This window comes from Corynebacterium sp. HMSC06D04 (assembly GCF_001807315.1).
Lineage (GTDB): Bacteria > Actinomycetota > Actinomycetes > Mycobacteriales > Mycobacteriaceae > Corynebacterium > Corynebacterium simulans.
Map to the genome: position 1 here is coordinate 1 of NZ_KV788546.1, position 7,323 is coordinate 7,323.

Annotated in this window: 8 protein-coding genes; 2 read left to right on the plus strand and 6 right to left on the minus strand. The window is 56.8% G+C overall.

Going from position 1 to position 7,323, the window contains the following annotated elements; translation table 11 throughout:
• A partial coding sequence (mobF, locus tag HMPREF3155_RS05755) for a MobF family relaxase (RefSeq protein WP_070432812.1) occupies window positions 1-4,033 on the minus strand: 4,033 nt, incomplete at its 3' end.
• 232 nt (window positions 4,034-4,265) lie between these two features.
• On the opposite strand from mobF, the gene HMPREF3155_RS05760 reads away from it, so the two are divergent.
• Window positions 4,266-4,640, plus strand: a complete 375-nt coding sequence (locus HMPREF3155_RS05760) for a 3-deoxy-D-manno-octulosonate 8-phosphate phosphatase (RefSeq protein WP_246817699.1) — start codon at window positions 4,266-4,268, stop codon at window positions 4,638-4,640.
• Window positions 4,641-4,679: 39 nt separating this feature from the next.
• Here HMPREF3155_RS05760 and HMPREF3155_RS05765 read toward each other — a convergent pair whose 3' ends face one another.
• Window positions 4,680-5,003: a hypothetical protein gene (locus HMPREF3155_RS05765; protein ID WP_070432797.1), complete on the minus strand. Its 324-nt coding sequence runs from the start codon at window positions 5,001-5,003 to the stop codon at window positions 4,680-4,682.
• 68 nt (window positions 5,004-5,071) lie between these two features.
• On the opposite strand from HMPREF3155_RS05765, the gene HMPREF3155_RS05770 reads away from it, so the two are divergent.
• Complete coding sequence (locus HMPREF3155_RS05770; RefSeq protein WP_070432798.1) at window positions 5,072-5,635, plus strand: hypothetical protein; 564 nt, start codon at window positions 5,072-5,074, stop codon at window positions 5,633-5,635.
• An 85-nt stretch (window positions 5,636-5,720) separates the two neighbouring features.
• On the opposite strand, the gene HMPREF3155_RS05775 is transcribed toward HMPREF3155_RS05770, so the two are convergent.
• The 4 genes from HMPREF3155_RS05775 to HMPREF3155_RS05790 all read right to left on the minus strand — a co-directional run bounded on the left by HMPREF3155_RS05775 (window position 5,721) and on the right by HMPREF3155_RS05790 (window position 7,299).
• On the minus strand, window positions 5,721-5,939 hold the full coding sequence (locus tag HMPREF3155_RS05775) for a hypothetical protein (RefSeq protein WP_070432799.1): 219 nt from the start codon (window positions 5,937-5,939) through the stop codon (window positions 5,721-5,723).
• A 152-nt stretch (window positions 5,940-6,091) separates the two neighbouring features.
• Window positions 6,092-6,394: a hypothetical protein gene (locus HMPREF3155_RS05780; protein WP_070432800.1), complete on the minus strand. Its 303-nt coding sequence runs from the start codon at window positions 6,392-6,394 to the stop codon at window positions 6,092-6,094.
• A gap of 280 nt (window positions 6,395-6,674) precedes the next feature.
• A complete protein-coding gene (locus HMPREF3155_RS05785; protein ID WP_070432801.1) occupies window positions 6,675-6,926 on the minus strand; it encodes a hypothetical protein in 252 nt (83 codons plus the stop codon).
• 22 nt (window positions 6,927-6,948) lie between these two features.
• Entirely contained in the window at window positions 6,949-7,299 is a 351-nt protein-coding gene (locus tag HMPREF3155_RS05790) for a hypothetical protein (RefSeq protein WP_070432802.1), read from the minus strand.
• Between the last annotated feature and the right edge of the window lie 24 nt (window positions 7,300-7,323).

Sequence of the window (7,323 nt, forward strand, 5' to 3'; positions counted from 1 at the left end):
CCTCTGCGCGCAAGCGCGTGGCGATGTCTGCACGATCGGCCCAGTCCATCTTCTCGCGGCGAATCGAATCAAGTCGTTGTTGAAGATTGTGGACGTGCTCGCTGTCGTGCTGTGCGGCAGCGTTTAGGCGCTTGTCCCATTCTTCTGTGTCGTCGGCACGGTAGCAGATTTCGTCCCACAGACCTGCCTCCGGCAAGTTAGAACCGGTCTCTTCAATGGCCTGCTGGGCTAAGCTGCGGCGCTGTTGTGCTTGTTCAAGGCGCTTGTGCGCGTGGTCTATGCGCTGTTGGTACGTGCCATAACCGTCGGCGTCGTGGTCGTAGGCCCGCTCGGCAACTGGGCGGGTGTAGTCTTCTGCGAGCAGGCGTTGGTGCTCCATGTCTGCGCAGGCTGCTTCTTCTTCGCGAAGAGCTGCATTGTGGTCTGCCATGGCCTGCTCGTAGGCGCGAATGCGCCCAGTATCAAGGACTACCTGCTGGTAGTTAGCCTGTACCTCATGGAGGGCCGCGTCTTTGTCTTCGTGTAGGCGAGTGGTAATACTTGCCTCTTGCCAGGTCAGCGACTCGACCTTCGAGTAAGCAAAGCGTGCGTGCTCGGCCAGCACAGTTTGGTTGAGCTGGTTGAGGTTTCCTTCCTTTCCAGTAAGGCGAGTAGTTTCCGCGCGGTCATAGGGGTTATGGGTGCGCAGCCACGTATCGAGTTCTATATCTGTCTGACCAGATACAGGAGGCAGCTGGTTACGCTTTCCGGTATCGCGCAGGCGGAGTTGTTCGTCTAGGCGGTAGCGGATAAGACGTGCTGGATCGTGGGCGTTGTCAATATCGCGAGTAGCAGTATCCATGACGGTGCGCGGGTCAATGCCTGCATCAATGAGTTTTACCCAGCCGTGGCGGATAGGCTCTAGCCCGTCGTCGCTGGCTTCAATCTTTCGGGAAAGGTCGCCAGGTAGGGTGTCGATCCAGTCGGGGAGGTAGGAGTCGATGAAGTCGGTGGTGGCCTCGTCTTTACCCATAAGCCACAGGCCCATCATGCGATCAGGTGAGGTTTGCTCGTCTACGACTTCGGCGATGATCTCGCGTGCGGCCTTCGGGGTGGTATCACGCGAGATTGCCTTATTAAAGACATCCCTTGCGCTGGGGGCGTGGTCTATGCCTTGGTAGTGGTAGTGGCCTTCCTCAGCAAGTTCATCTAGCTGGTGTTCGGTCACCGCATAGATGTGGTTGGCGATTTTGCCGCGTGTAAGTGCGACATACAGCCCGGCCCTATCGACGTGGTGGTCAATGACCGCGCGGGTACAGTCCACGGTGCTGCCCTGGGCGCGGTGGACGGTAGCAGCGTAGCCCAACTGCACGTTATCCCGTACGTAGTCTGCCGGAAGGCACAACTCTTCGCCGGTTGCTGTGTTGCGGGCGGTGATACTGCCGTTCTCGGCAATGGCGGTGACAGTCAGCAGTGTGCCGTTGTTGATACGGGTACTCGTTGCGGTCTCATCGTCGTAGAAAGTCTGGTTTTTGCGCGCCAGGATCGTATCGCCCACGCCTGCTTTTTCCCCTCTGGAAAGCGCGGCTTCCATGGTGGTGTCAACAGCGCCGTGGGCGATGTAGTGGGCGCGGATTGTCTCGTTGAGTTCTGCTACATCGTGGTTGGTGGCAGCAATAAGAAGGCTGGTTTTACCGCTGGAAATATCAGCCAGGTAGTCTGCTGCGGCCTTATCCAGCATGTCGCTGCGTGCGCCACCATTGACCCAACCACGCTTTGAGTAGAAGTCGAAAGTAGACTTATCGCCTTCGCGCAGGCGCAAGCTGGTGGCAGATTGTTCACTATCTCCGCCGAAGCGTACGACCTCGGAGAGTTGATTATCAGTACGTTCGGCAGCGTTGACCATAGCGCCGAAGAGGCCACCGTTTTCTACTGCGCCGAGCTGTTTGTGGTCGCCGATAAAGCGCACGACTGCGCCTGCTTCTTCGGCAATTTCTAGCAGTGATCCGATGTTAGGGGTCGAGGCCATGCCGGCCTCGTCGACGATGATCATGTCACCGGCGTTAATGGATACTGGAAGGTCTTTGAGGCTGTGGCCGGGTTTTGTTGGGTGGTTTCCTCGCCAGGTGTAGGTGAGTTTGTCGATGGTAAAAGCGTCAAAGCCTAAGTCCTCAGACAACACGTCTGCGGCTTGTGCAGACGGTGCCAGGCCAATAACGTTGCGTCCTTCATTCGCCCAGACGTTGGCGACAAGACGCATAGACGCAGTCTTGCCAGTACCAGCCGGGCCCACGCCGGTAGCGGCCAGTGTGCCGCAGGTAAGGAGGTAGCGCGCCATGGATTCCTGCCCGGCGTTAAGACGGAAACCAGCCTGTTTTTCGTGCTCATCAAGAGCCTTATCAATCGCTGCAGTAGGTGCGAATGCAGCCACCGGCTCGTTGAGTGCAGCCAGGGCCTTGTCTTCGGTATCGAGAATGTCCTGGGTGGTATAAAGCTCACTATCGGCGCGAGTATCGCGGGCTTTTCCTGCCGTGTTTTTCAACGCCTCGGGCAGTTCTAGGACGTCGAAATCGTTGAGCGCAATGGCTTTATCGCGCACGATAGCTTCAACCACAGTGGCGTGGATAAGGTCGCGCTCGGAAAGAGAATCGAAGCGGTAGCCTTGGAGTTTTCCACCCGCAGCGGTAGCTACATGCGAGGTACGAAAGTAGGAACGACGCCTCGTTACCGTGGCTAAAACATCGTCAATAAGGCCTGACAAGTGCTCCTGGGCGTCAAATAGTGGGCGCTCATCGCGTTTAGAATCTGCGGCAAGTTGGTTGATTGCAGCTAATTCTTCTGCGCCGTTGTTGCGGGCGGATACTTCGTTTTTCCAGCCTGCGCGAAGCTCAGAAAGGCTTTCTGGTTCACGCTTAGCATCACGGGTTTCCAAGATAGCTTGCTGCCATAAACGCCCTACCTCAACCGAGTTTGGGGTCGTGCCGCGAGCGGCAACGAACTCTTCCACCAAGCGCTTGTAGACCGGTTCTGCACCGCGTCGGCGCTTAGAAAACGACTCCATCAACGACTCGGAAACACCCTCAATCTCCCACGTTGGTTCCTTATTTACGCCGTGGTCGCGGGCGGTAAAGGTGTAGCCCATGTCGTTGGATAACAGGGTGTTCAAGATGGAGTCATAGCGGTGCGAAATGGCTTGAGCCTGCTTGTGTAGTGCTTTGGAATCAAGCGATAGCCAGCGTCCGTCTTCGGCCTGAACCTTGTTAGATACCAGTACGTGCGAGTGCAGATCTGGGTCTCCTGCGCGCGTATCGTAGTGCTTAAATTCAGAGGCGATAACGCCTTTCGTCTTGACTTGTTCGCGTCCTTGCTTGCCGGAACGAGTAAAAAACACGTTGTCTTCTGCCCATGCCATAGCCTCTTCTACGGCCTGGTGATGAAGCTTTTCAATGCGCCGCGCTGTCTCTTCGTCAGACAGTGCCCACGCCACGGATACGGACTTAGCGGGCGAAAAAGTAAGGTCAAAACCCGACACAGATTGGCGCACATTGTCTTTAAGACCGTTGACCCAGTTGACAATTTCCCGGCCTGACTGCGGCTCGACACCGTGTTCTTCAATGAAGAATTCCCGGCCAATATTCTGCACTAATTCGGCGCGCTCTTGCTTTCCCATCAGCGTGCCGGTTGTCTGCCGGTGGCGGCGCTCGGCGTCACGAAGTGCCACCAAAACCGGCACATCATTAGTGAAGTTAGCGAACGGTCGACCCAGCTGCACGTCCTTGATTTTCTGACCCTCGGACATCTTCATATCCGCATCCGGGTGCAAGCCTTCGCCGTATAATGCGGCCATTTGCGACTCGGTAACTTCCCCACCCTGCACGACGTTCTCGGTGTTCAAACCGGCAAGCCCAGAGCCCAACCAACGCCCCGGTGGGGTGCCTTTAGCGTCGTAATACTTCGACAAACTTGGCGCGTCTGTTGGCCCATCATTGGTAGCCACAGAGCGCAACAGGTACTCATAACCTGTTCCGCTGTTGACTACGCGCAGGGTCATCATGCGCCCTAGTCTAGCAGCCAAAACCCGATTAACACTAAGAGTGCCAATAGTGTGTGTCTGAAAGCGCGCTTGCGCGCGTCGACGCGGCCGTGCGCCGCGTCTGGCCATGAGCGAGAAAGTCTCGTCTTTCTGTTTGGGCTCTGGCCTTTTCGCGTCAGCGGGTGTTTGTGTCAGGGTTGCGATGGTGTGTGTGCGCTGGCATTGTGGGCTTATGGTTACCGCAAGTAGAAGTTTGAAGAAGCGTCAGGAACTACGTCAGCATCTCGAAGATGAACAGCGCAAGCTGCGCGACAGGAAGAAGAAACTCAACTCACTACTGTCGCTAATCGACCAGCGCGAGAAACTCGATGAAAAGATTGGCGAAGCCTCACAAGAAATTATCGACCTAGGCGAGTCCAAGGAACTTGTGCGCGAGCTCGTTGGTGTCAGCCAGCGGGACTTCAACGACATGCTGGGGGCCGCTAGTGATTCCTCCCCTAGTGCGCAGGATTCGTCTGGAGACGATGAGTCGCACACTGCTGATGATGAGCGCCAGGACAACGACGAAGCCGCCAGCGCCTCTGAGGGCGCTGGCGGCGAGGGTGACCACGATTCTGATGGTCAGTAGTCGGTAGAGAGAAAGAGCAGTCTTTCGCCGTAATGCTGGCTAGTACTTCTGCTCGTTGGGGTCGTAGTACTCGCCAGGGTTGGCGGGCGCGTCTTCGTAGGTGTTGGAGTACGGCGAGTCGTTTGTCTCGTCGGTGGCGCGCTCGTAGTGGTCGGCCATGGAGCCAATCATCACACCGAGGAAGGTAAAGAAGTACCAGATGATTACCCAAGCGATGATTCCGCCTAACGCTCTGAGGATTCCTGCCACCAGTCCTGCTCGTCGTATCTGCGCGATGAGCATCCAGATAGGTATGGCGATAAGGGCGAGTTGCCACCAGCCGGGAACGTGGTTGGTGGATTCGATAAATGGCAGTGCTTCCATGGGTATGTCCTTCCTCTCTGTGGTGCGTGCTGCCTATGGTGTCATAAGCGTCGGACGTGTGGGGTGTCATGAAAGACTTTGAGGATATTCCTTTTGCAGAGCTTGCCCACCTGGAGCCGAAGCCGGCCACTTCGGCTCGGCAGTCTCGGTCGGCGCGTGTTCATGATCCGGAGCTTCCTTTTGACGATAAGACTGTCAAGACTTTCTTTGAGCATGTCGTGAAATCACCGCACGGGTGCTGGCTATGGGTGGGCTCTATTTCCTCTCCTGATGGGTATGGACGGTTTACGTGGCAGCGCGGTAACCGTCAGCGCACGGTGGCGGCTCATCGTTTTGCGCTTCTTGTCGCGGGCGAGTCGTTTTCCGAGCGCGAGGTTGCCGAGCATGAGTGCAACGAACCGCTGTGCGTGCGGGTCGGTTGTGGTCATGTGCGTAAGACAACACAGCGGGAGAATCTTCGCTATGCGGTAGCGCTTGGCCGTCATACTGGAAACAGGGTTGCTGTTACGGCGTTGAGTTCTCGGGTTGAGCGCTCGCGACGGATTAGGAATGCGCTTCGTGATGGGTGGGACGAGCGTCGCTATCGTGAGGCAATCTTTGGTGTCGATAGTGACCAGCAGACGTTGTTTTAGTGTGCGGTGTTTGTGTCAGGGATTGGGTGAGGTCTCCCCCTTTCTTTCAATGAGTGCGCCCCGGCGTGTGGCCGGGGCGCTATGTCTACAGTGCGTTGGCTTGGGCTAGTTTCCAGAAGTCGGTGTTGGTGCGGACTCGGAAGCCGCTGCGGTTGAGGTTGATGGTTCCGTCGGTGTTGATGTCGTGGTGCCAGTAGATGAGTCGCTCGGCAATGGCGTTGATGTTGAAGTGGTGTGCCCACTCCCCTAGCGGGGTGATGATTTCGTAGTGGATTGCGTCGTTCAAGGTGGCGTAGGTTGCCATGGCTATAGTCTCTTTCCGTCTCGTGTGCGTCTCGCTTGTGTGTTGTGCCGGTGTATCCGGCGCTGTCGTCGTCTGTGAGGCGTCCCTTGGGCTTGGGTGCCCTGTGCCGGGACTGGTGGGCCTGCGGCCCTCTGTGGGCCGCAGGCGGGGTCTTAGATTTCGACGACGGTGGCTAGGACGGTGAGGAAGACTTCGGCGCGCACGATGATGGAGTGCTCTAGGTGGGTGGCGCGGCAGTTTTGCAGTTCGTTCCAGATTTCGGCGGCTTGGTGGTCGTTGATGGTGATCTCGCCGAGGTAGGCGCGGGCTTCGTGGCGGATGTGCTTTGTTGGCGCGGTGGTGTCGATGTAGGCGTAGTCAGGGACGAAGCCGTGGTTCTTGTTGCTCCACCATTCGAAGGCGTCCATGTGGCGCTGTTGTTGCGGGGTGTAGAAGGTGGTGGTTTGGGTTGCCATGTCTGGCGTTCCTTTCGGTTGGTGTCGAGTGTTACCGCGTGTGTGGTGGAAGATGTCTCTTCCGTGCGGCGTGCCTTTAGTTTAACATATGTTTTAACATATGGCAAGACATATGGCGGAACATATGGCTTGCCATATGCTTTAACAGGTGGTGTGTACATTTACCTGGTGACACCGTCTATCGTGCGCCCCCTGCTCCCCCACTGGTGCGTGTGCTTGGTGTCATTGCTATACATTAAGCCCCAACCGTAGGGCGGCTGGGGCTTAATGTGTGAGGAGTCTAGATGCTGTTGTCCTCGTGCCAGTTTTCGGCGTCAGCGTGCTCGTCGTAGTGCGCCTGGGCGCAGTTATTGGCTTCGGTAAGGGTCTTGATAGCTAGTCCTACGTCTGCCGGGCTGTAGGCGCGGGCTTGCAGTTCGTCAAGTGTTGCGCCTTCTACTGCGTGGATTTCTACGGCGGGGTTTTCTTCGTCGGTGTCGACGACAATGGTGCGCAGTGCGTGGATTGGCGTTGTCCAGGTTTTCTTCGGCATGGGTCTCTCCTTTTTGTCTAGGTTATCCCACCAGTGTGTAGGCGGCTTGCGGGGTTGTGCGCAGTTCTAGGCGGGCGGCGGTGTCAATGGCCATAAGTGCCAGGGTGACGATCAATCCGCTAAGGGCGATTGCGGAGGGGATGAAGATTGCTTTTACCTCTTGGGGAAAGACGGCGACATTGGCCAGGAGTGGAAGCAGGATAGCTATGGCGGCGGCGAGTACGAACAGTGGGCGGTAGGTCTCTTTGATGGTGTGGCTAGTGCCCTCGGGTAGCTGTCGCAGGCGCATTTCTGCGTTGCTGAGGTAGTTGATGATGGGCACGATGAATGTGGTGGCGGCGATGAGGATCAGTAGTCCTAGGGTGGTTGCCATGTCTGGCGTTCCTTTCGGTTGGTG